Annotated in this window: 18 protein-coding genes; 3 read left to right on the plus strand and 15 right to left on the minus strand. The window is 52.2% G+C overall.

All coding sequences use genetic code 11. The features are described from left to right. Nucleotides 1–309: 309 nt before the first annotated feature. Nucleotides 310–3,084, plus strand: coding sequence for a methyl-accepting chemotaxis protein (locus ACMXD4_RS16005; protein ID WP_415878737.1), 2,775 nt, complete (start codon nucleotides 310–312; stop codon nucleotides 3,082–3,084). Between the two features lie 170 nt (nucleotides 3,085–3,254). Continuing rightward, nucleotides 3,255–4,061 (plus strand): transposase, encoded by an 807-nt coding sequence (locus ACMXD4_RS16010; RefSeq protein WP_415878738.1) that lies wholly within the window; start codon nucleotides 3,255–3,257, stop codon nucleotides 4,059–4,061. 497 nt (nucleotides 4,062–4,558) lie between these two features. Here ACMXD4_RS16010 and ACMXD4_RS16015 read toward each other — a convergent pair whose 3' ends face one another. The 4 genes from ACMXD4_RS16015 to ACMXD4_RS16030 form a co-directional block, all read right to left on the minus strand. Further along, nucleotides 4,559–5,467, minus strand: a complete 909-nt coding sequence (locus ACMXD4_RS16015; RefSeq protein WP_033157349.1) for a hypothetical protein — start codon at nucleotides 5,465–5,467, stop codon at nucleotides 4,559–4,561. A 342-nt stretch (nucleotides 5,468–5,809) separates the two neighbouring features. Then, a complete protein-coding gene (gene ppsA / locus ACMXD4_RS16020; protein ID WP_415878739.1) occupies nucleotides 5,810–8,203 on the minus strand; it encodes a phosphoenolpyruvate synthase in 2,394 nt (797 codons plus the stop codon). Between the two features lie 185 nt (nucleotides 8,204–8,388). Next, nucleotides 8,389–8,655, minus strand: coding sequence for a hypothetical protein (locus tag ACMXD4_RS16025; RefSeq protein ID WP_415878740.1), 267 nt, complete (start codon nucleotides 8,653–8,655; stop codon nucleotides 8,389–8,391). Continuing rightward, on the minus strand, nucleotides 8,652–8,861 hold the full coding sequence (locus ACMXD4_RS16030) for a CopG family transcriptional regulator (protein WP_020482455.1): 210 nt from the start codon (nucleotides 8,859–8,861) through the stop codon (nucleotides 8,652–8,654). The genes ACMXD4_RS16025 and ACMXD4_RS16030 overlap by 4 nt, the downstream gene beginning before the upstream one ends. 827 nt (nucleotides 8,862–9,688) lie before the next feature. On the opposite strand from ACMXD4_RS16030, the gene ACMXD4_RS16035 reads away from it, so the two are divergent. Further along, on the plus strand, nucleotides 9,689–11,077 hold the full coding sequence (locus ACMXD4_RS16035) for an IS4 family transposase (RefSeq protein WP_415878376.1): 1,389 nt from the start codon (nucleotides 9,689–9,691) through the stop codon (nucleotides 11,075–11,077). A 109-nt stretch (nucleotides 11,078–11,186) separates the two neighbouring features. Here ACMXD4_RS16035 and ACMXD4_RS16040 read toward each other — a convergent pair whose 3' ends face one another. From ACMXD4_RS16040 to ACMXD4_RS16090, 11 genes are all read right to left on the minus strand, one after another. Beyond that, nucleotides 11,187–13,628, minus strand: a complete 2,442-nt coding sequence (locus ACMXD4_RS16040; RefSeq protein ID WP_415878741.1) for a TonB-dependent siderophore receptor — start codon at nucleotides 13,626–13,628, stop codon at nucleotides 11,187–11,189. 95 nt (nucleotides 13,629–13,723) lie between these two features. Beyond that, complete coding sequence (locus ACMXD4_RS16045; protein WP_415878742.1) at nucleotides 13,724–14,689, minus strand: FecR family protein; 966 nt, start codon at nucleotides 14,687–14,689, stop codon at nucleotides 13,724–13,726. A gap of 86 nt (nucleotides 14,690–14,775) precedes the next feature. Beyond that, nucleotides 14,776–15,330, minus strand: a complete 555-nt coding sequence (locus tag ACMXD4_RS16050) for a sigma-70 family RNA polymerase sigma factor (protein WP_415878743.1) — start codon at nucleotides 15,328–15,330, stop codon at nucleotides 14,776–14,778. 437 nt (nucleotides 15,331–15,767) lie between these two features. Continuing rightward, complete coding sequence (locus ACMXD4_RS16055) at nucleotides 15,768–16,904, minus strand: GGDEF domain-containing protein (RefSeq protein ID WP_415878744.1); 1,137 nt, start codon at nucleotides 16,902–16,904, stop codon at nucleotides 15,768–15,770. After that, the gene (gene nosP, locus ACMXD4_RS16060; RefSeq protein ID WP_415878745.1) at nucleotides 16,897–18,057 is read right to left on the minus strand and encodes a nitric oxide-sensing protein NosP; all 1,161 of its coding nucleotides are present in this window, start codon (nucleotides 18,055–18,057) and stop codon (nucleotides 16,897–16,899) included. Before nosP ends, ACMXD4_RS16055 begins: the two co-directional genes overlap by 8 nt. A gap of 137 nt (nucleotides 18,058–18,194) precedes the next feature. Beyond that, a complete protein-coding gene (rfaD, locus tag ACMXD4_RS16065) occupies nucleotides 18,195–19,136 on the minus strand; it encodes an ADP-glyceromanno-heptose 6-epimerase (protein ID WP_415878746.1) in 942 nt (313 codons plus the stop codon). Nucleotides 19,137–19,140: 4 nt separating this feature from the next. Beyond that, on the minus strand, nucleotides 19,141–19,587 hold the full coding sequence (gene rplI, locus ACMXD4_RS16070) for a 50S ribosomal protein L9 (RefSeq protein WP_033157343.1): 447 nt from the start codon (nucleotides 19,585–19,587) through the stop codon (nucleotides 19,141–19,143). Nucleotides 19,588–19,633: 46 nt separating this feature from the next. Then, nucleotides 19,634–20,533: a hypothetical protein gene (locus tag ACMXD4_RS16075; RefSeq protein ID WP_415878747.1), complete on the minus strand. Its 900-nt coding sequence runs from the start codon at nucleotides 20,531–20,533 to the stop codon at nucleotides 19,634–19,636. 31 nt (nucleotides 20,534–20,564) lie between these two features. Next, complete coding sequence (gene rpsR / locus ACMXD4_RS16080) at nucleotides 20,565–20,795, minus strand: 30S ribosomal protein S18 (RefSeq protein ID WP_020482464.1); 231 nt, start codon at nucleotides 20,793–20,795, stop codon at nucleotides 20,565–20,567. A 25-nt stretch (nucleotides 20,796–20,820) separates the two neighbouring features. After that, nucleotides 20,821–21,246 carry a 30S ribosomal protein S6 gene (gene rpsF, locus ACMXD4_RS16085; RefSeq protein WP_415878748.1) on the minus strand — a complete coding sequence of 142 codons (426 nt, stop codon included), beginning with the start codon at nucleotides 21,244–21,246 and terminating at the stop codon, nucleotides 20,821–20,823. A gap of 141 nt (nucleotides 21,247–21,387) precedes the next feature. Continuing rightward, nucleotides 21,388–22,752 carry a flagellar hook-length control protein FliK gene (locus ACMXD4_RS16090; RefSeq protein ID WP_415878749.1) on the minus strand — a complete coding sequence of 455 codons (1,365 nt, stop codon included), beginning with the start codon at nucleotides 22,750–22,752 and terminating at the stop codon, nucleotides 21,388–21,390. Between the last annotated feature and the right edge of the window lie 20 nt (nucleotides 22,753–22,772).

The following is a 22,772-nucleotide window of genomic DNA, read 5'->3' on the forward strand; positions in this document are numbered from 1 at the left end:
TACTCAGAAACTCACGCATCAGTCAACCTAACTGGAGCGATAGGGTTATATACCCGAAAGACGGCTTTTGGATTCAACTGACAGCAAAGTAATTTTTACGCGCATGTTCAATTCTGGTTTTGGCATTGAATCGAGATCGCAGCGTAGCGGTTTCCAAATAGCCTTCGCTCTTCCCCTTATACCCGGAGACCAAACAACAAGTCAGATCCAATTTGCTTTTGAAAGTGCGTTACATCTAGCAAGAGGAGTAATTCGGCATCTTGCAACCATGTTTTAATTTCGAACAAAACCAACCGAGGAGATCGATTTATGAAGTTAACTCATTTGTTTTCAAGCCATAAACAAGCAGCGGAAAAACAGACCACCCTCGAAATAGAAAGGGTCGCCCAGGCCATCGTCGCCGGGCAATGGGATGCACGCGTGAATACTGCGGGATTTGCCGAGAACAGCATGCAATTCGGTCATGCGATTAATCAGATATTGGATGCCGTTACCCAACCGTTCAATGCAGTTGCCGATTGCATCGAACAAATCGCCACCGGCGCCGTTCCGGCTAAAATCAGCGATCATTACCGAGGCGATTTCAACACACTCAAAAACCACCTCAATCAGCTTATAGAGGCTATCGCCCAGCAATCAACCGCCGCCCAGGCCATTGCCGATGGTAATTTCTCTATTCATATCAATGTTCGCTCCGAACACGATGCTCTGGCGAAAAGCTTGGTCAAAGTCGTTGATGTGCAGCAGAACTTGAAAACCGAACTCCAGCGTCTGACCGGGGCGTCAAAAGACGGCCAACTAACCGAAAGGGGTAACCCGGCACAATTCAAAGGCGCTTACGCCGAAGTCATTCACGGGGTCAACCAAATGCTGGACGCCATTCTGCTACCGATTGGCGAGGGTAATCGCATTCTGGCGCAGATTTCTAGCGGAAAAATCGATGAATTGATCAGCGACACTTACCGGGGCGATCACGAGAAAATGAAGCAGGCCGTTAACAATGTCGCCACCACCTTGCAAGGCCTGCAACATGAATTGCAACGTCTCACCATCGCTTCCAGACAGGGACAGCTTACCGAGCGGGGTAAAGTCCAACAGTTTAAAGGCGCCTATGCGGAAGTCATCGGCGGCGTCAATGAAATGCTGGATGCCATTCTGCTACCGATTGGCGAGGGCAATCGCATTCTGGCGCAAATTTCCGGCGGCAAAATCGATGAATTGATCGAACAAACCTACCAAGGCGATCACGAGAAAATGAAACTGGCTGTCAACAACGTCGCCATCTCGATACAGGGCCTGCAAAAAGAGCTGCGAAGACTCCAAGACGCCTCCAGCGAAGGACAATTATCCAAACGCGGCAACACTGAGCAATTTAAAGGCGCCTACGCCGAAGTCATCGGCGGCGTCAATGAGATGCTGGACGCCATTCTGCTACCCATCGGGGAAGGCAATCGCATCCTGGCGCAGATTTCCGGCGGCAAAATCGACGAATTGATCGAGCAAACTTACCGGGGCGATCACGAAAAAATGAAGTTAGCGGTAAACAATATGGCAATCACCTTGCAAGGTCTGCAGAGAGAGTTGCACCGTTTAACCACAGCATCCGGGAATGGTGAACTCTCGGAAAGAGGCAAAGCCGAGCAGTTTAAAGGCGCTTACGCCGAGATTATTAGCGGTGTCAACGATATGCTGGATGCAATCCTGATTCCCATCGGCGAAGGCAACCGCATTTTACGTATGATCAGGGGCGGCGATTTACGCCAACGCGTGGAAATCGCCTGTAAAGGCGACCATGACCAGATGAAACAAGCCGTTAACGGCGTACACAGCTGGCTATCGGATTTAATTGCTTACGTTACCAAGCTCGCCAACGGCGACATGACCGCGGAAATGGGCAAGGCATCAAACGACGACCAAATCCATGAATGGCTGATGCTGCTAAAAAGAAATGTTCAGGCTTTGGTATCCGATGCCGACAAACTCTCGATTGCCGCCATGGAAGGCCGCTTACAAACCCGCGCGGACGCCGGCAAACATCAGGGCGACTTCCGTAAGATCGTGGAAGGCTTCAACAATACCATGGACGGCGTCATTCTGCCGCTCAACGAAGCGGTAGAAGTCCTAACTTTGGTTGAACAAGGCGATCTGACCCGGAAAGTCAAAGGCGACTACAAAGGCCAGCTTAATGACTTTAAAGATACGGTCAACAATACCATTACCAAACTTTCACAAACCATCGCCGAAGTCGTCAGCGCCGCCGATCAGTTGGGAAATGCCTCCGGACAAATCAGTGCCACCTCGCAATCCTTATCGCAAGCATCCAGCGAACAGGCGGCCGGCGTCGAGGAAACCACGGCCAGTATCGAACAAATGGCGGCAAGCATTAACCAGAACGCGGAAAACGCCAAAGTCACCGACGGTATAGCCGGCAAGGCCAACCAGGAAGCCATCGAAGGCGGTATCGCCGTTAAACAGACGGTGACCGCCATGAAAGACATCGCGAGCCGAATTGGCATCATCGATGACATTGCCTATCAAACCAATATGCTGGCCCTCAACGCCGCCATTGAAGCGGCTCGGGCCGGCGATCATGGCAAAGGCTTCGCGGTTGTGGCGGCGGAAGTCCGGAAACTGGCGGAGCGGAGCCAGATAGCGGCACAAGAAATCGGTCAACTGGCGGGGAACAGCGTGAAGACCGCCGAAAGCGCCGGCCAATTGCTGGACGCCATCGTGCCCAGCATCGCTAAGACCTCGGATCTGGTGCAAGAAATTGCGGCGGCCTCTCAGGAACAATCCGCAGGCGTAAAGCAGGTTAATATCGCCATGAGCCAGATGAATCAAATTACGCAGCAAAATGCCTCTGCGAGCGAGGAATTGGCGGCAACCGCAGAAGAAATGACCAGCCAAGCCGTGCAATTACAGAATCTGATGAGCTTTTTCAAAATCAAAGATATACAACCAACGCTTTCCCGCAATACCACAAGAACGCCGCCTAAATCGCTAAAGGCAATAGTGCCGGCAACGCATATTAATCACGCAGACAATGCTGATGGGTACGACATTAACCATTTCGAACGATTCTAATGCGAATTAAGAGCTAATAGAGCCAGTCCAAAGGTCCGTTAAACTATAGAGAAAAACACAACTCTCCCTCAATAGCGCAGGAACCGAGGGACTGGCAAGATCAATTAGTAACGCTTTATCTTTATGTCTGCAAGCATTATCAACAGAGCCTTTGGACGTATTGCCAAAGGATGAGTACGTTTGCCGATTTGAGCTTTAGTGACGAAGAGGTTATTACGCTCTACCTCTTTGGTGTCATCGACAAAATGCGAACGCTGAAAAATATCTACACTTACGCGGTGCGGCACTTGCGCGATTGGTTTCCAAGGCTTCCCAGCTATGTCGGATTCGTTCAACGCCTGAATAAAGTCGCGGATGTGTTTGCACCGTTATTGACGATCATTCAGCAAGAATCGGGACACCTATCGGCGCAAACCGCTTGGTTAATCGATTCGTTCCCTGTGGCGTTAGCCAAACAGGGTCACCGGTTTAAGGCCAAAGTCGCGCCCGAACTGGCCGATCATGGCTATTGCTCGACCAAGAAACTCTACTATTACGGCGTTCGGGTCCATGTCGTTGGCCGCGCACAAGCCGGCACATTGCCAAGCCCCGACTACATTGGCGTGACCGGCGCTAGCGATCACGATGGCAAGGTGTTCGACCAGATTCCACCCAAATTGACGAATAATGTGCTTTATGGCGACAAAGCCTACCAACGGCCTGATGCCGACGAGGTCCGGAAAGTCCAGAATCTTACGGTCCTCACGCCCGTTAAAAAACAAAAAGGGCAGCGTGACTTGGAACCCCAAGACCAGTGGCTGTCCACCGCTGTTTCTCGTGTGCGGCAGCCTATCGAAGCTTTGTTTGGTTGGATTGAACAACAAACCGGCATCGAATGCGCCGCTAAGGTCCGCTCGTATAACGACCTGATGGTTCATGTGTTTGGCAAATTGGCGGGCGCTATGTTTTTCTGGAACTTCTTACGCGCTAGCGCTTAATTCGCATTCTAGTGATTAGTTATTGACTGAGACCGGGTAGATCATCCTTTGACATTTTTGTCCCATAAATAAGTCTTAAGCATAAAAGACTGTTTCCTGACAGCTTTGTCGAAGGACGAGCGGGATTTTTCAATCACGGCGGGGAGTATGTTGCAGGCCCTCCATGCTTCGACCTTGCTCAGCACGAACAGTCTACCCCACAACGGCTATTTTTAGGTTGATCGGCACAGCCACAAAACGGTATCGGTGATGCAATTGGCTAAGATACCGTGGACCGGACCGAACATGCGTGTACGCTTTGACGTGAGGTAGCAACAACCTGGCGTGGGTATCAGCCCAAGAATTAGCTACGGGTAGACAACACCAACCAGCTTTCGCTCATGGATTGAGCCGGTGACGTTAGAAAGCCACCGGGATAGGTGCGCCATCCCTGGCGATCATCCCTAAAACAAATCCTAACGCTACAAGTTTTTAGACTTGCAGGGGCATTTCAGGCCTTAAGCTGCTACCGCCGCTTTACGGCGACCGCCAAAACCGATCATACCGGCCATCGCGCTACCGAATAACCAAACGGCGCCAGGGACCGGTACTGCGGCGATGGACAATTCATAGCCGGAGACGTTTGCATTCCATCTGCCGACGCCGTTACCACCCAGCGCAATCGTATAAACTTGGCCTGCCTCTGCGAAAAACTCAAGATAATTCACGGCATCGACGGTAGCGTCATGAGTCAGGTACTCCATACCGGAACCAACCCCCGTGTTGTAGAAAGGGTTGCTGGTATTTTCCGGCTTGCCGGTGTTATTCCAACTACCGTGGTGGCTATAAGCTACCGAGTTGGTAGTATCCATACCTTTAAACACGGTAACGCCAAAATTACCGTTAATGGTGCCCAACGAGGTCAGGTTCAGCCTCAGTACAGTAGAGATGTCGGATTTAATCAAACCCATGTCAATTTGGTGTTTCCAACCGGTTGGACCTGTTGCGGTAGGTACGCCATTAGCATCCAGACCATTATCTTTCCAAGCACCAGCGCCCGTATCAATTTCCGCTGCCACGCCATAATCAGCCAGTGCGTCGGCGGCAGACACCTCCAAGGTTCCTGGTCCGTGAATCGCAGCAGCCCAGTTCAAATGCGCGCGACCGGTATATCCAAACGGCAACGCACCGCCTGCTGTACCAAGCCAAGGCACTTGGGTACCTTGATAGCCGCCGCTTTCAGGGCCGGTAGCAATGGTATCGACATCAGGACCGTCATAAGTGTAATTCCAACCATCGGTTGCACTGGCCGCCGTTGTCGTGAAGGTGTTGTACATGACGTGCGCTGATGCGGTAGATGCACCCGCTGAAAGCGCAACACCCGCGACCGCCATCGAAACAGCTTTAGCCAATTTTGTTTTGATCATACGTTTTTTACCTTAAATCTTAAGTTTTGGGGAGAAAGCACCTTAAGCCCAGGACTTAACAATCTTGTAAGCCATCACTGACAGGCGCCTGTCTCCCTAACGCAATCCTTATGCCACCTATAAAACGTATTAATTACAAACAATTAGAATTTACTTATTCTCAACCCCTAATCAAATTCCGTGATTTAGCTCACAAAAAACAGGTGAAATAACATAATTTAGATTTTCCCCTTACTCGAGCAACCGTTTCCGACCAAAGTTCGAGAGCAACACAAATTTAGGTGTAACACTATATTGAAAACATCAGCGGCAAGTCATAGAGCCATCAAACGCGCAGAGTAGCTATCGTCTCAACCTACGTTCCAAATCCAGCAGACGCTGGGTAGTCTGCAACACCGTATCCGGATTCAAGCTCATCGAATCGATACCGATTTCGACTAAATATTCGGCCATTTCCGGGTAATCCGACGGCGCTTGACCGCAAAGACCTGAATGCCTGCCGTTGCGGCGAGCACCTTCCACCGCCAGGCGAATCATGGTCTTCACGCCGGCATCTCGCTCGTCGAAGTCGTTGGCAACGATTTCCGAATCCCGGTCCACACCCAAAGTCAATTGGGTTAAATCGTTGGAGCCGATCGAAAAGCCGTCGAACAACTTGGCAAATTCGTCGATCAGGATGACGTTATTCGGTATCTCGCACATCACGTAAATTTCCAGGCCGTCATCCCCGCGCTTTAAACCCAGCTCTGCCATGTAAGCCAATACTCTCTCGGCCTCGTCTATGCGCCGACAAAAGGGGATCATCAACACCACGTTCTTCAAGCCCATTTGCTCGCGCACCCGCTTCATTGCCACGCATTCCAAAGCAAAACCCTCGGCATAGGCCGGATGTACATAGCGGGAGGCGCCGCGAAAACCGATCATCGGATTAGCCTCATCGCGCTCAAACCATCGTCCGCCCAACAAGGTGGCGTATTCGTTGGTTTTAAAATCCGACATCCGCACCACCACCGGCTTTGGATAAAACGCCGCGCCGATGGTGCCGACGCCTTCCGCCAAGCGCTGAATGAAAAACTCTTCCGGTTTGACGTAACCTTCGGTCAACTGCTTAAGTTGTTCCAGCTCGCCGGCATCGGCGACTTTTTCCGGGTGAATCAACGCCATTGGATGCGCCTTGATGTATTCGGTGATGATGAACTCCATCCGCGCCAGGCCGACGCCGTCGTTGGGCAGAAAGCTGAGTTTAAACGCCAATTCAGGATTGCCCAGATTGAGCATGATCTTGGTTTTTGGCCGCTGCAGTTGCGACAAATCCGTCTGCGTCACGTCAAACTCCAGCCGGCCGGCATAGACTTTGCCGACATCTCCTTCCGCGCACGACACCGTAACCAGGCTGCCGCTCGCTATCGCGGCCGTCGCGTTCTCGCAACCGATTACGGCCGGCACACCCAGCTCGCGAGCAATGATCGCTGCGTGGCAAGTGCGCCCGCCGCGGTTGGTGACGATAGCGGCGGCAGTTTTCATCACCGGCTCCCAATCCGGCGTGGTCATATCGGCCACCAAGACTTCGCCCGGTTTGAAACTGCCGAGTTTAGCGACGTTGTCTATCACCCGCGCCTGCCCGACCGCAATCTTGCTGCCTACGGCATGGCCTTTGACGATGGCGTCGCCAGATTGTTTGAGCTGGTATTGTTCCAAGACATTGCCAACCTTTTGTGAGGCCACGGTTTCCGGGCGGGCCTGCACGATATAAAGCTTGCCGTCCAAACCGTCCTTGGCCCATTCCATGTCCATCGGCCGGCCATAATGGCGTTCGATTTTCAGTGCGTAATCCGCCAATCGCAGCACTTCCGCATCAGCTATACAAAATTGCCGGCGCTCGTGATTTGAGGTAGCTACGTTGCGAATCGGTTCGCGGGTACGGCCGTCGCTATAGATCATCTTGATTTTTTTCGCACCCAACGTGCGCCGCAATACCGCCCGATAGCCTTGTGCAAACGTGGGTTTATGCACGTAAAATTCGTCTGGATCGACCGCGCCCTGCACCACATTTTCACCCAGACCATAGGCACCCGTGATGAAAACTGCGTCATTGAATCCGGATTCGGTATCCAGCGAGAACATCACGCCGCTGGCCGCCAAATCGGAGCGCACCATTTTCATCACGCCAATCGACAAACCGATTTTGAAATGATCGAAGCCCTGATCCAGCCGGTAATGAATCGCCCGGTCGGTAAACAAACTGGCAAAACAACGCTTGCAAGCATCCAGCAAAGCTTGGCCGCCGCGAATATTCAGATACGTATCTTGCTGACCGGCAAAGCTGGCAGTAGGCAAATCCTCGGCGGTCGCGGAACTGCGCACCGCGACGGTTAAATCGTCTTGATATTGCTGCTGTAATTGCCCGAAAGCATCCAAAATTTGCTGCTGCAAATCGGCCGGCAACGGAGCCGCATACACCAAATCGCGCGCCTGTTGCGCACGGTGCGCCAAGTCAGCGACATCGTCGGCATCGACGTCGTCGAGTAAGGCGTGCAAACGCGGCCAAGCGTCGGCCTGATCCAGCATATAACGGTAAGCTTCGGCGGTAATCGCAAAACCATTGGGGACCATCACCCCATCAGCGGCCAACTCGCGATACATCTCGCCGAGCGAGGCATTTTTACCGCCGACCAGCGGAATATCGTGGATGGTAAGTTCTGCAAACCAGCGGATGTATTGATTGTGCGTGGACATGTTGCGCTCCTTGGCTGTTGTTATGCTTGTCCTGATAAGCATACGCCGTTGGCGGTAATCGGCAAGGGTTTGGAGCTATCGCCTGGGGCGGGTGTGATTCCGGTAAGCGAGGTTTTAGCGAAATTTTAAAGCGGATTAATTGTTTAGGTCGGGGTTAGCTCCCCGACCCGCCAAGAATCGGTGAATTATTTACGCAACAGATAACCGATTATCCCGCCTGTCGCCGCGGACAAGATCGACATCGCCCACTTTTTTTCCTCCGCGCTGGTGGTACTTGCCACCAAAGTGGTGTAGCACAACCATACGATTAAAACCACAAAACCAAGCGCAACAACGAATAGCGCTAAATCCTTGAATAAGCGGACATTCCGTTCGGCGTCGGTTTCCTGACGGTCAACCGAAACGCTGAACGTATGATTGGGCGGTGGATTATTGAGATCGATATGGCTCATAAGCCGATAATTTCGGTTTCCAGCTTTTGGGTTTCGGGTTCGACCAAACCGATTTTCAGGCCGCGCCGACGCCCATCCTTGGCCGCCAAATACAGGGTGATCGCTTTGCGCAAAATTTCGCTTTTATTGGTTTCGCCTTCCTCCGCGGCCTTATCCAGTTCCCGATTCAAGTCATCGGACAACACAACATTGAAACGTACAGACATGAGCAGTTCCTCTTGGTTAAATGATGTGTTTTTTATACAGATATTTTGCACATCAGGCAAGCAAAATGCGTGGCTTCCAGCCTGTCGAGGGTAATCAATTCGAAACCTGCTTGGCCGTTGCACACATAGCCACGCCAACCCGGTTTCGGACAGTATGAGCCAAGCGTCAAACTCACTGACCTAAACCCCGCCCGTAAGGTTTCGGACGGGGTTTGGAACGGGTTTTAAACCATCAGGCCGGAAGCCGATCCTTTGCGCTTAGGGACTAAAATTCAATCGTGCGGGTACGGTAATTTCGTGCCGTAGCGCAACCGGAGTTTGAAATTCCCACGAAGCGTATTGGAACGAGCACAAAGCTCTTTATTTCCCTAGTCCCCCTGGTTCCCAAGCTCCCGCTTGGGAACCAAACACTTGGAAGCTCTTGCTTCCTGTACAGCTAGAAAGCTGGAGCTTCCAAGACCGAGGCTCCCAACCTAGAGGTTGGGAACCAGAAAAGGTTTTGGCAGATTTTAAGGCGGGTTAATTGTTAAGGTCTGGATTCACTCCCAATGCCGTTAACTTAAGGACTAGGGTTCCGGGCGGGATTTGCAACGGGTTTTAAACCATCAGGCCGGAAGCCGATCCGTTGCGCTTAGGGACTAAAACCCAATCGTGCGGACATGGTAATTTAGTGCCGCAGCGCGGCGGAGTCTGGAATTCCCACGCAGCGCGTGGGAAGGAGAACAGTCCTCCCTGGTTCCCAAGCTCCCGCTCTCATCGTTATACACAAGTCTCCCAACGACTAAACTACCAGGAGACATGAGGCATATAGATGATGGAGAACAGCGATGAGCACCTGGGCCGAAGACGAAGTCCAAACCGCCGATCTGGAAGATCGGCGCCTGAATAAACGATTGGCATTGTTACTGGAGCGATTAGGCGAACATCCCCAGCTCAGCATCCCGGCGGCCTGTGGCGGCTGGAAGGAGACGATGGGCGCTTACCGGTTTTTCGACAATGATAAGGCGACTTTCAAAAAGATACTGGCGCCGCATCGAGATGCCACGGTCGAACGGATGAAGAGCAGCCCGGTCGTATTGCTGGCGCAGGACACGACGGAGTACGACGAAAACATTTGTTTGGGGCCAAAAGGTCTCGGTACTTTGAAAGAGATGGCGAAACATGCGCGCCGACTACATCCGACCATCGCCTTTACGCCGTCGCGGATTTGCTTGGGTGTCGTCAAGGCAGCGTATTGGGCGCGTGACGGCGCCAGCCCGCGACAAGCGCGGCGGCACAAAGGCGTGGACGAAAAAGAAAGTCGGCACTGGCTCGAAAGCTATCAGGATAGCTGTGCCTTACAGGCGCAAATGCCGGACAGTTTATTGGTCAATCTCGCCGACCGCGAGGGCGACATTTACGAATGGTTTGTCGAATACCAAGACTATGCGCCGACTGCTCGCGCTGAATGGATTGTTCGGGCGACGCAGAACCGAGACCTTCTGGTCGAGCCGGAAAATGCGGCGAAATGGCTATGGTCGGCCCTGGATCAAGCGCCGGTCATGGGTTATACCGAGGTTAATGTCAAGTCGCGGCCGAACCGTGCAGCGCGACTGGCGCATATCACGGTACGCGCCGCCACGGTGCCCCTCAAGCCGCCAACGCGTATTGGGTATCGACTGCCGGCATTGAGCATCAACGCGGTGCTGGCGCGCGAAGAGACGCCGCCAGCCGGCAAGGAACCCTTGGAATGGCTCCTGCTGACCAGTTTGCCTGTGGCGAGTTTCGAGCAAGCGACTACGGTGGTGGCGTGGTATGGCGTGCGCTGGTGTATCGAAGTGTACTTCCATGTATTGAAGAGCGGTTGCCAGATCAAGCGGCTACATCTGGAATCGGAAGAACGGCTACTACCTTGTTTGGCGCTCTATATGGTTATTGCCTGGCGGGTGTTATTCAGCCTGATGCTCGCGCGCGCAGCGCCGGACATGGATTGCGAGATTATTTTCGATCCGCAGGAGTGGCGAGCGGCTTATATCGTCGTCAAGCGCTGTCCACCACCGCTCACGCCACCGCGCCTCGGTGAGGTAATCCGACTGATTGCAAGCTTAGGCGGTTATTTTGCCCGCAAACACGATGGTCCACCGGGTGCCAAGGCCATGTGGATCGGCTTACAGCGCTTGCGCGATTTTGTCATCGCCCTCAATGCTCAACAGGATCTCGCAATGAGATGTGTATAACGATGAGAGCTCCCGCTTGGGAACCAAACCTCTTGCTTCCTGTAGAATTAGAAAGCTGGAGCTTCCAAGTCCGAGGTTCCCAACCTAGAGGTTGGGAACCAGAAAAAGACTAATACTCCACTTTCACTGATCCCATAAATGTCCTCGGAGTGCCGACTTCGATAGCATTACGGCTAAAAGCCGCGCTGGGAAAATACTCTTTGTCGAGCAGGTTGTTGACGTTGAATTGCGTCGTTAATTTGCTACCCCCAACTTTCCAGGAATAACTGGTCAACAGATTAACCGTCGCATATCCGGGCAGCACGACGTCGGTGTTGCTTGTTTCGGTAGTTTGAGAGCCGCGAACAAGTACTCCACCACCGAACTTCAAGCCTCGCAACTTACCAGCTTGTAGCTCGTAAGTGGTAAACAAACTGCCGCCATGTTTGGGAACTCCTGGCAAGCGTTGACCATTTTCGCCCGGATAACCTTTAATAACTTTCGCATCGGGTGTATAAGCATAAGCACCGATTATGTTCCATCCGGGTAGGATTTCTCCTTTTACATCGAATTCCAGGCCAGCTGTTTTAGCCTCTCCTATCGCTCTTGCGTCGATAAAAATCGGTGGCTGATAAATTGCCATATTTTGCTTGGTCAGATCGAACCAAGCCAACGTAGCCATCAATTTTTTGTCGAAGAGTTCTGTCTTGGCTCCAAACTCCCACTGCTGTGCAGTTTCAGGACTTAATAACGAACCACCAATTGATCTACCCGATTGGACACCAACAAAGTTTTCAGTGTAACTGCCGTACACACTAAATTCCGGAATAGGTTGCCAGATCAAACCGCCGCGAGGTGTCAAGCTATCCTGCATGGGATTTTCAGTAACCGTCCCACTGACAAGATCGACATATTCATTTTCCGCACCGTCATAACGAAAACCCGCCAGCATAGAAAAGTTAAATGGCAATTTGATTTGATCTTGTAGATAAAGCCCGAACCATTGCTCCAATGCTGAGCTATTAACAACGGGTGCATTAGCTATTTGATTTTGGATGGCATTAGCTCCGAGATAAGTAGGATTATAAATATCGACGGCATTGAAATAATATTGCTCAGTACCTTGCCTAAAGGTACGAAAATAGTCACCCCCTAATAGTAACGTATGCTGTAATCCCCATGTATCGAAATGCCCCGTCAAATTGATCGCATTAAAATAGCTGGCATCATCTTCCGGCGGGCGATGTCCGACCACGCCAAATATATTTAACATTCTGTTGTCAGTATTTAACCCTGTCGGATTAGCTGCGTAAGTCTCTATACCATTGTAGACCGCGGTGAAACGATGGCTGAGCGTCCAATTGTCATTAAAGGCATGAGACCAATTCATGCCGACCAGAACCCGTTCGAACGTACTTCTCGGGTCTGATTCACCTAAAAATCGACTGCGTGGTACATCGGCTGGTCGATTGCCAATTGCAGGTATGCCTCGGTCAAATACCACATGACCGTAATCGTATTCCAATTCAAAATTCACCTGGGTTTTAGGGCTAATGTTCCAAGTAACCGTCGGTGCGATAAAAATACGGTCGCTGCTTACCATGTCACGAAACGAGTTGGCATCCTTATAAGCCAGATTAATACGGTACAGTAACGATTTGTCGTCGGTAATCGGCCCGGTGGCGTCCACAGTGGTGCGATAGAAGTCGTAAGAACCGAATTGTTGTTGTAAGGAATAATACGGCGTTGCCAACGGTTGTTTGGTGACGTAATTGACCACACCGCCGGGCGCAGTCAGTCCATAGAGTAGAGAAGCTGGGCCTTTCAAAGCTTCTACACGTTCAACATTCGCCAAATCCCGGCCGCCCCAAGCCCCTCCCAACGGGAATGGCGCACCATTGCGATAATCGCCTGCGGGGTAATTATCAAAACCTCGTCGTCTTGACCAGTCCAGCCAATCACCCGAATTTGCAGTACCTTGATAGATACCGCTGACATAATTCAGCGCATCGCCCGGACGGACAGCTTGCGTGTCTTCCAAAACCTGTTTCGGCACCACCTGTATCGAAAACGGTGTTTCCATAATAGGTGTATCTGTTTTGGTGGCGGTGGATGCATTAGGCAGGTTGTAATCAGGGTTATAAGGATCAGTCGAATCATAAACCGCCTTTCCCATCACAGTCACCGCCGGCATCGTCGTCGCCGTGCGCGGCTCGACAGTCGCCGCTTGCTCAACCGTAAACGTATCGTCCGCCGTCTTCCGCACCGTCAAGCCCGAATCCTGCAACATTCGCTGCATGGCCTGCTCCGGGGTGTATTGGCCGGACACCGGGCTGGAGCGGAGTTTGCCGACCAGGTCCGCCGGATAGAGCAGGCGCAGGTTGGTCTGGTAGGCGAGTTCGGTCAGCGCGCTGTCCAGGGCTTGCGCCGGGATGTTGATGGCTTGCGCAACGTCGCCGGCCATCGCGGCCAGGCTGACAGTGCCGAGCAGTAATAATGCGGCAATAGGCTTGGGTTTAAACATACGGGCCTGGCCGGGATGGATGCTACCGGTATCGAGCGATTTTTTCATCTGTAGTCCTTAACGTGGCGGCGGCACCATTGCCGCGTACCGGTTAAGACGGACGGCTGGAAAAATCTTGTAATGGCGGCGGGATTTTTTTTGCGCTAGCCGTGCAACACGGTCAACCACGGCGTGATTTGACTGATTTTTACCGCGAGGATTTGTTGCAGCATTGCCAGCGTGGCGGCGCGGTCCGCCAGGGGGAAGACGCCGCTGACCCTTAGCGCCGCCAGTTTGGCGTCGCTGATGACGGTCTTTCCGGGGAAATAGCGGTCCAATTCCGCAACCACATCGGCCAGGGCTTGATTTTTAAAGACCAGTTTACCGCGTTGCCAGGCGGCGCTTTGCTGCGGATCGGCCGCCACTGCAGCTTGCAAGCCGTTGGCGGCACTGTAAACCGCTTGTTGCCCTTCTTGAATGCGGGCGTCGGGCGGGTAATCCGGGGCGTGCAAACCTTTGACACCCACCGCGTGTTCCTGCACAGTGATGCGGGCGGCGTGGTCTTGCTGCAGCACTTCAAAGACCGTGCCTAAGGCTTTGACCACTACAGTATCGGTGGCTACCTCAAACGGCCGTTTACGGTCGGCGGCGACCTTGAACAAGGCCTGGCCGTGTTTCAATATCAGTTTGCGGCCGGTATCCGAATAAGTAACCGTCAATGCGGTATCGGTATTCAACAGTACCTGGCTGCCGTCGGCCAACGTCACGGTTTTCTGTTCGCCGACAGCGGTGTAATAGTCGCTGAACCAGCGGTCGCCAAGGCCGGAAAACGGCAACACCAGCGCCAAGGCAACCGCGGCCGCGGCCAAGCCGCGCCAGACGGGCCGGCTATACCGGCGGCCCATGGCTTGCGCCGGTATCGGCAGATCGGTTACCGACCAGCCCTCGCCCATGTCCAACCACAGTTGTTCGGCCTCGGCAAAGGCGCGACGGTGCGAGGGGCTGCGATTTTGCCATTCGGCGACCGCACGCCGCTCCTGCTCGCCGGCGTTTCCGGCGCGCAGCCGTATCACCCAATCAATGGCCTGATCGGACAAGGTGGTGATTTCGGAAACGGGTGCGTTACTCATCGGCGTAAGGTTTGGACGATTGAAACTATTATGACGGATGACGCGGCCGTTCTTGCTGATATTTTCCGGGCGGCCGGCAATTTGCTTCAATGTTGCTTGAGTCTGTCCCGGCAATGCCGCATGGCCCGCGCCAGATGCTTGGCGACCATGCTGTCCGAAATGCGCAGGCGGGCCGCGACTTCGGTATGGCTAAGGCCTTCGACCCGGTTCCAGTAAAAAGCCAGACGGCAGTCTTCGGGTAATTCGGCCAAGGCCTGATGAATGGCTTGCAAGCGCTGGTTCTGCTGATAACGCTGCTCGGGGCCGGGCGACTGTTCGGGAACGGCGTTGTAGGTGTCGTCGTCGACATCCTGCTTGAGACGATTGACGCTAAGCCGTTGGTAATCGATCACCAGATTGCCGACAACCCGAAACACGAAAGCCCGCGGATTCTCGATAGTTTCCTGGGTTTGCTGGCGGCTTAGCCGCAAATAAGCATCTTGCAGTATGTCTGCGGACAGGTCCTCCGAACCCAGTTTACGCACGATAAAACGACTGAGTTCATCGCGATGTTTATCGATGAATGCCGCAATTTGCTCTGCGCTTGGTTCGGATTGTTCGCCGCTGTCGGAAGGTTTTGCGGAAAATAGTTGGTCGGACATGTGCCATCGCTGCGTTATTGTCCTGATGTTATCAGCACAATACGCGCCCAATCGTACAAGCAAATAGAAATCAGGCTATTAAGTTTTTTCGCCGGCATATACCGGGAATGACAGACAGAGAAAATACGTGATATGCCACAGCGCTTTGCGGCGAATCCCTGATTGGCAGCGACATTCTAGGTTTGGTTACGCCCCGTGCGAAAGTATCGAGAATGTGTTTTGGTAAATCAGCGGGCAATGGTGCCGGGCGCACCAAATCGCACGCATGCTGAGCGCGTTGAGCCGAATCCGCCAGAACATCGGCATCTACCGTATCGAATAAAGCGCTGCCAGGCTGCAGCTAGAAGCGGTCAACCTCAGCAGCGGCGAGCAATCGGCAAGCACTTCGCAGCAGAAACAAACCGAATCGGGCTATCCGGAAAGTGGACTAAAAACGCCTATTGCAATGGCTGGGCAGCTGCGACGACCTGATTGCGGCCAGCGTCCTTGGCTAGATAGAGCGCTTTGTCCGCTGCCCCGATCAAGGCCACCGGGGATAGGCCGTTTGCCGGGTAGGTGGCTACACCAAATGATGCGGTGACATGGATACCGATGTCGGCAACGGCAATGGGCTGCGCAATCAGGGCCAAACGTATCGATTCGGCGCGTTCACTAGCGGTTTGCAGCGAAGTATCCGGCAACACCAGAAAAAACTCTTCGCCGCCATAACGGCAATCCAAATCGCTGGCGCGGGCATGCCGCTTCAGGATGTCGGCAAATGCTTTCAAAACTGCATCACCGGCCTGGTGTCCATAACAATCATTGATCATTTTAAAATGATCCAGATCGCTCATCACCACGCTCACCTCGTAGCCTTGTCGCTCTGCCAACAGCAATTCACGTTCCAAATTCTCGTTAAGGAACAGGCGGTTATACAGTCCGGTCAACGGATCATGAATCGCCTGATATTGGAGTTGCTCGTGTAGCGCTTGGACTTGCCGCTCAGAGCGCAATCGCTCGCTAATATCCGCCAAGACCGCTATCAATGCAGGCTTGCCACCAATATCTATGGCCGGACTCACCGATACCTCCACCGTGATCATTTGGCCATTCCTACGCACGGCGTTGGCGACAAAATTAATTTTGGCAAGCTCTTGGTTCAGCGCTTTCTGCATCGCTGCGCGCACGGTAAGTTCATCGGCATCGCTGACGAGTTCCATGATGTCCATCGTCATGAGTTCATCGACCGGGTAATCGAAGATTGCCGCGAACTTGGGATTCACATAATGGAAACGGTCATCGATAATCATGGCGATACCAACCAAGGATTGATCCAGCACCCGGTGAAATTTCTCCTCGGCTTCCTGCAGGGCCCGATTGATTTTCTCGTTTTCCCGCAACGCCGCATCCAGTTCCTTTGTCCGCGCCCGCACCAAATTTTCCAGCATGATGGTGGTTTGAAACTGATCAAAATCCGAGTAGTGTTGAGTGGCGCTATGCTCTACTCGATTCATTAAGGCTTCCACCACCTTATTCAGGCGAACGATTTCCGCCCTTAATTCGCTCTCTATATCGAGTGCATCTGTATCAATCATCCTCGTCACACCTATCTACTGCCCCGATGCCAACCGCGGCGAAGGTCTGATTCACATGCACGCCGCGAAACTGTTCGCCATAAGTATTGAAACCTATCACCTTGTTATCACTCAGGATTTGTTCCGCCTGCGCCGTCAACCCGCGCTGCACCAGCTCAAACTTTCTCAGGATGCAATCGCAAGCGACAACAACCTGAGGTTGACCTATCTCGGCCCGAACTTCGGCAAACACCTGTTGCAGACTTTCGATAGGATCGACGCCCAGCGCCACTCTCAATACCAAGCCTTCTTCAATCGCGCAGTAAAAAGTCAGGCTTTGATCTCGGTTGGCGCTACGAATCGCCCGCACATAATAGTTTCCGTCAATGGACACCACGACCGGCGCCGCGGCAAAGTGCGCTGGGCTTAAAGCATCTGCCGAAACCCCGATGAGTCTGGCGTATTCAGGCGCGGCTGGTAGGCCGTTGATTTCATATACGACGCGGCGTCTGGCATCGGCGAGAGTGACCACCAATCTTTCCGCGGTCGGTTCAAAATGTTGGGCTTTGAATATTTTGAACGGTAACGAGGTATGCACCAGCAACAACACGGCACTGTCGGTATGAAAGTCACCCTCGCAATAAACGTATGTTTTATGGAACTGCAAGTCGTCGGCCGCCGAGCCGCCAATCATAGCGATATTGCCTAATGCGTCTTGTATCGCATGGGTGACCTGCTCTTCGCGCACCGACAAGCCGTCGATCAATAAAAAACCGAAGCAATTTTCCGCGTTAAGATGCGTCACTCTATCTTGCAAGCCATACAAAAGCTCGTTGGCAAGCGCGTGCCCTTCGGCGATGCGAAACTGTTGCAAATTAGGAATTAGGCCACTGGTTGCCATAAAATCCGGTGCGGAAAAGCCGGCACCTACCAGGCTTTGTTGACGTAATCCTGCACCGCCAATTTCGCCGGAAGTCGTACAGCCAAGCACTTGGATGCCTTGAAATCGACGTCTTATTTCGGAAGCCAGCACAGTTCGGTCATAACTATTCGAACAAAAGAAAATGACCAAGGTGGTGTCGGCGTGCTGCAAACCTAAAGCAAGCTCTTCGACCGCCTGCTGGGGGTCAGCTAAACAGGAATGGGCAATACGAATTGCCGTGCGGGGACTCATCTGCGTTCTCGGCAGTTACTGTTGACGAAGTAGGGAAATATTCTACAACCGGGCTCCAGACCATGCTGTAGAAAAATCGAGATTTGTCGTTATTTGCTTACAAAAATCATCTGGATCGATTATAGAAATTGACCTGACTAGCCGTTCAACCATTCCATATAAAGTTGTACGCCTTGCTCGACGGTTTGGAACGAATGTTTGCAACCAGCTGCTCGTAATTTGTCCAAATTGGCTTCAGTAAAGCTTTGGTAGCAGCCTTTCAGGTGCTCGGGGAAGGGAATATATTTGATATGGCCGCGCTGGTGAAATTTGATCACCGCATTCGCCACATCATTAAAGGTTTGGCTACGCCCGGTACCACAGTTATAAATGCCGGATGCTTGGGGGTTATCCAGAAACCAAAGGTTAATAGCCACCACATCGCCGACATAAACAAAGTCACGGCGCTGTTCGCCGTTGCCGTAGCCATCGCAACCTTCGAACAAACGTAATTCGTCGGAATCTTTAATTTGATTGTTCAAATGAAAAGCAACGCTGGCCATGCTGCCCTTATGAGCTTCACGCGGGCCATAGACATTGAAATAGCGTAAACCCACTACTTGCGCGGTCAGTTTGCAGTGTCTGCGCAAATATTGGTCGAACTGAAACTTGGAATACCCATAGACATTCAGCGGACCTTCATAAGCCAATTCTTCCTTGAAGGTTAAATCGGCACCGTAAGTAGCGGCGCTGGAGGCGTAAATGAACGGGATTTTATGGCTTTGGCAATAATGAAACAGCGTTTTGCTGTATTCATAATTATTGTCCATCATGTAACGGCCGTCCCACTCTGTCGTGCTGGAACAGGCGCCCTGATGAAATATGGCTTCTATCGCTTCTGCTTGGAAAGCACCTTGTTGCAGTCGTTCCAAAAAGGTGCTTCTGTCCAGATAATCCGCTATCTTGCACTCGACCAAATTCCGGTATTTGATACCGTTGGTCAAATGGTCGACGACCAAAATATCATCATAACCGCGGGCATTTAGGCCCAATACCAGATTGCTGCCGATGAAGCCAGCGCCACCGGTTACGATGATCACGGTTTTACTCGGCTACCACTTTTACCGGCAGCGTAATAACGACGTCGGTATGCAGATTGATAGCAATGTCGTATTCGCCGATGTTACGGATGACGCCGTTTGGCATACGGATTTCGTGCTTCTCAACTTTTACGCCGGCAGCGGTAATGGCATCAGCAACGTTTTGTGTACCAACAGAACCGAACAAACGGCCTTCGTCGCCGGTTTTGTGGGCAATGGATACGTTCAATTTGCTGATTGCTTCGCCTCGAGCAGTTGCAGCAGCCAATTTTTCAGCCGCTTGTTTTTCCAGCTCGGCGCGACGCTCTTCAAACTCTCTGATTTTCTTGGGCGTAGCAGGCACTGCTTTGCCTTGCGGGATCAAATAGTTTCTGCCGTAACCCGCTTTGATGGTTACTTTATCGCCCAGGTTACCCAGATTGGCGGTTTTTTCCAGAAGAATGACTTCCATCGTTTTCTACCTCTTAGATCGACTTGATTGTCGAAAAATCGGGAGCTTACGCTCCATTTGGTTTTAGTTTATTTCGTAAGTCCAGCCAGGTGTCAGTCAGTCCGCACAACACGATCACCACCATCACATGCGGGATCAACATCAATGTGACATATAAAAAAGGCACCATGAAACGACTACCCTTCATCACCGAGAACGCCGCGTGCAACACTGCGGTGCCTATCATTGTGTAGGTCACCAACAGCACCAGTAGCACGTTCCAACAAAGTTCCGCGGTTTTGCCGGAAGTCAGCATGGCTACTCCGGCCACCAACAACGTGCCTAATGTCAGATGCACATGCCCTTTCAACGCCAAAAACTCGGCTCTGAAACCGCCCGGGTTGTATAGCGCTGCTTGCCACCATCTGGCCAAAAACAAACCGAACAGCAAGCCGTAAACGCTGCCTGCCGCGGCAACTCCAGACATGAAATGCGCCAACAATTCTGCAGACTGCCTAATTTGCTCAAGCGGCACATCGGTTTTGCCTTCAAGCATGGGCTGCAGCATAAAGCTCAGCACTTCGCGCCAAAGCTGTACCGGCTGGTCCTGAATCGTATAAATCCCCAGCACCACCGCCACACCCAGCAACACGGCAATTTCAATCGCCAGTGTCAGATAACGGCCTTCGCGCAGTACTATCGAAATCAGCCAAACCGGTAGCCAAAAGGCCAGACCGTAAAGCAATGCGTACTGGTAATTACCGATCAATAAGGTGCTTAAGACGGCGGCAGCCAGACATGAGCACATCAGCACATACAAGCCTTCGCTAGCCCCACGCCTCAATGTTACCAATGAGACAGCGGCTGAACTTACGATACTGACAGGAGGAAACAGCAGCGATAGCAAGGCCAGGCTGGATGCGACCGTCATGGCCTGCATCCGTCCTTTCATAATGAAAGTGGCCATAAATTGCACGCGCTACGCCCCCCGTGCTAAATCACTTGTGTGCGTCGCAGAACGGCAACAAAGCCAGAAACCGCGCTTGTTTAATAGCGGAAGTCAACTGTCTTTGATATTTCGCACTGGTACCGGTAATGCGGCTAGGAATGATTTTGCCGGTTTCGGTAACGTACTCGCTCAATAAATCCAGATCTTTATAATCGATTTTGATCGCGTCTTCGCCGCTAAAACGGCAACCTTTTTTGCGTCTAATGTTGTTACGTGCCATCACAATTCTCTTGGTTCAATGTTGATTATTCGGAATCCGCTGCGACTTCAGTCTCGACGACTTCTACTTCAGCTTCTTCGGTTTCTTCTTCGACTTCTTCCTTAACGCGGCTACCGGCTTTTTGACCGTCGTTACCGCTGACAGCAATCGCGGAAGGCTCGGTTACGGCCGATTTTTGCGCCAGGGTTTGGCTACGCAAAATGGCGTCGTTGAAACGAAAACCGCTTTCCAGTTCTTCAAGAGTGGCTTGATCGCATTCGATGTTCATCAACACGTAGTGTGCTTTATGAATTTTTTTGATAGGGTAAGCCAAATGTCTACGGCCCCAATCTTCCAAACGGTGAATTTTGCCTGCGGCTTCTTCAACGGTGGATTTATAACGCTCTATCATAGCCGGCACCTGAGCACTTTGATCAGGGTGGACTAAGAAGACAATTTCATAATGTCGCATGATTTCTCCTTACGGGTTTAAAAGCCTCCCATCCGCTTGAACAGTGAGGCAAGGGGTGGGGATAAATTCCCCAAAAAGCTGGGCATTATAGAAATAGGCGCTGTTTTTGCAAAGCAATTTTTCAACAGCGCCTAAAGTTGACTAGGCAAACAGACTCAATAAGCCATTACTGGCGATGGCACGGCCTGCTTCAATTTCTTCGAGCATAGTGTTGGAGGGCTCGGTTGCCGCAGTATCGGCATGGCCTTGGCTTTGACTATTGCCACTGCGATTTTGCTCGCCGGCCATTTGGAAGGACTCGCGCCCCGGTCTTTGTTCTGATTGTTGCTGGGAAACATTAACATCCGCCAAATTCAAGTTTTGCCCACCCAACATTTCCCGCAACTTGGGGATTGCCGCTTCGATTGCGTCCCTGACCGCCGCGTGCTGGGCGGTGAAGACCACATTGGCTTGATCTTGATTGACATCGATCTTGATGGAAATAGGGCCGAGATGCTCAGGATTCAGCCGAATTTCAGCGGAAGGCACCGCTTGTTTATGCATCCACAACAATTTTTCGCCCAGCTCGGTGTTCCATTCCGGATGAGTCAAATGTTTTTCTATCGTCGGCGCTGACGTTTGCCCGACGCTATTTACCGATTTATTCAGCTGGTTGATGTCGGCCGTCATTCTCGATAACCCCACATCAGCCTCGCTACCGCCAATTTGCTGCTTCGGCACATCGCGCTGCTCGGTTTGAAAAGTATCAGCCGCGCTGTCTTGCGCAAATTGCGGGGACGCGCCGTCTTCGGCGGCCAGGGTTTTGGCAAAACCGCTCTCCGCTACCATCGTCTTCCGCCCTTCATCAGCGCCACTCAATGCCGTCAACGCCTCTTTTTTGGCATCCATACCCAACAGCTCCGGACTGTTTTTGATGGCAGACATCGCCTCGCTGGTTGCTACCGCTGATTTCAGTGCGTCGTTAACAACACTCACGCTATCCGCCACCGGCAAGGGCTGAGCTTGCGTGCTTACATACATCGCAGCATTCACCGCCTGCTCATCATGTGCAGCCTCGGTATTTTCCGTCACTATATCGGCAAGATTCTCTTGGTTGGCCGATGTAACCGGTAAAACCGGAGCTTGCGGCGCGGCGCCGGTGGCCTCCAAGCCTTGCAAGTATTGCAAAACATCCGCCAAGGCGTGCATGGTATCGTCGAGATTAATATCCTGATCAAGTTTGGTTGCCGTCGGCAAACTCTTGCCGAATAGAGCGGTAAAATCCTGCAAGCTTTGACTGTTCAGAGCATCCGTCCCCAATCCGCCCAGCTGCTGTAAATTCGCCAAGCCGGCGTCACCGGCCGCCCCTTTACTCAATAAACTGTTTTGCAATTGTGCCAGCTGCTCCAGCAGCGTCGCCGAAAACACGCCAGCACCACCACCTTCGCCCAATAGAGCTGTCGTCGCAGCACCGGCGCTATCGGCGGAGGCTAATAGAGACAGCGGATTTAAACCTTGGATATTCATGGCATTTCTCCTGACATTTT

Origin of the sequence: Methylomonas sp. TEB (assembly GCF_047777895.1) — a bacterium.
Lineage (GTDB): Bacteria > Pseudomonadota > Gammaproteobacteria > Methylococcales > Methylomonadaceae > Methylomonas.

Bases quoted from the DNA above. Each gene is read 5' to 3' on its own strand.
- ACMXD4_RS16005 (WP_415878737.1), top strand. From the start codon at position 310: ATGAAGTTAACTCATTTGTTTTCAAGCCATAAACAAGCAGCGGAAAAA.
- ACMXD4_RS16010 (WP_415878738.1), top strand. From the start codon at position 3,255: ATGAGTACGTTTGCCGATTTGAGCTTTAGTGACGAAGAGGTTATTACG.
- ACMXD4_RS16015 (WP_033157349.1), bottom strand. From the start codon at position 5,467: ATGATCAAAACAAAATTGGCTAAAGCTGTTTCGATGGCGGTCGCGGGT.
- ppsA (WP_415878739.1), bottom strand. From the start codon at position 8,203: ATGTCCACGCACAATCAATACATCCGCTGGTTTGCAGAACTTACCATC.
- ACMXD4_RS16025 (WP_415878740.1), bottom strand. From the start codon at position 8,655: ATGAGCCATATCGATCTCAATAATCCACCGCCCAATCATACGTTCAGC.
- ACMXD4_RS16030 (WP_020482455.1), bottom strand. From the start codon at position 8,861: ATGTCTGTACGTTTCAATGTTGTGTTGTCCGATGACTTGAATCGGGAA.
- ACMXD4_RS16035 (WP_415878376.1), top strand. From the start codon at position 9,689: ATGAGCACCTGGGCCGAAGACGAAGTCCAAACCGCCGATCTGGAAGAT.
- ACMXD4_RS16040 (WP_415878741.1), bottom strand. From the start codon at position 13,628: ATGAAAAAATCGCTCGATACCGGTAGCATCCATCCCGGCCAGGCCCGT.
- ACMXD4_RS16045 (WP_415878742.1), bottom strand. From the start codon at position 14,689: ATGAGTAACGCACCCGTTTCCGAAATCACCACCTTGTCCGATCAGGCC.
- ACMXD4_RS16050 (WP_415878743.1), bottom strand. From the start codon at position 15,330: ATGTCCGACCAACTATTTTCCGCAAAACCTTCCGACAGCGGCGAACAA.
- ACMXD4_RS16055 (WP_415878744.1), bottom strand. From the start codon at position 16,904: ATGATTGATACAGATGCACTCGATATAGAGAGCGAATTAAGGGCGGAA.
- nosP (WP_415878745.1), bottom strand. From the start codon at position 18,057: ATGAGTCCCCGCACGGCAATTCGTATTGCCCATTCCTGTTTAGCTGAC.
- rplI (WP_033157343.1), bottom strand. From the start codon at position 19,587: ATGGAAGTCATTCTTCTGGAAAAAACCGCCAATCTGGGTAACCTGGGC.
- ACMXD4_RS16075 (WP_415878747.1), bottom strand. From the start codon at position 20,533: ATGGCCACTTTCATTATGAAAGGACGGATGCAGGCCATGACGGTCGCA.
- rpsR (WP_020482464.1), bottom strand. From the start codon at position 20,795: ATGGCACGTAACAACATTAGACGCAAAAAAGGTTGCCGTTTTAGCGGC.
- rpsF (WP_415878748.1), bottom strand. From the start codon at position 21,246: ATGCGACATTATGAAATTGTCTTCTTAGTCCACCCTGATCAAAGTGCT.
- ACMXD4_RS16090 (WP_415878749.1), bottom strand. From the start codon at position 22,752: ATGAATATCCAAGGTTTAAATCCGCTGTCTCTATTAGCCTCCGCCGAT.